General features: G+C 57.3%; 1 protein-coding gene. It reads left to right on the forward strand.

The genetic code is table 11. The annotated features are described in order from the left end of the window. Window positions 1-160: 160 nt before the first annotated feature. Window positions 161-438 (forward strand): hypothetical protein (locus tag AB4Y92_RS25885; protein WP_441822225.1); only part of this gene is annotated, 278 nt, incomplete at its 3' end.

A 438-nucleotide genomic window follows, 5' to 3' on the forward strand; every position in this document is an offset into this window, starting at 1 on the left:
CGCCATTGGCGTGAAAATCAAGATTACGCCAATCGCAGCACGGGTGCGGTGATGCGAACAACCTTCTCGATGGTGGCCTGCATGGCTTCCCCCAGACCGCAACGCAGAACGGTGAGCTTAGGGTCTGCCAGCACAGGGGCAAGCGTGGTAGCGGTCTCAAATGACGCTCGAGCAATTTACCGCAGACTTGAACGCCTCGAAGTTTTGGAAGGAGTTCACCTTCTCCCAGACCACGTTCTCGCCGCGCCCGAAGGAGCAGGTCGAACTGGCTGATGGCATCGTTAGTATCGGTCGACTCGCTTATGTTCTCCAGCTCAAGGAGCGCACCGAAGCAACTGACAATCCGGGGGCGGAGAGGCAGTGGTTCAAGAGCAAGGTGTTGCGCAAGGCGACCAAGCAGATTCGGGATTCTGTCGGGTATCTCGCGGAACATGATAC

This window comes from Lysobacter sp. TAB13 (assembly GCF_052113885.1).
Lineage (GTDB): Bacteria > Pseudomonadota > Gammaproteobacteria > Xanthomonadales > Xanthomonadaceae > Lysobacter > Lysobacter gummosus.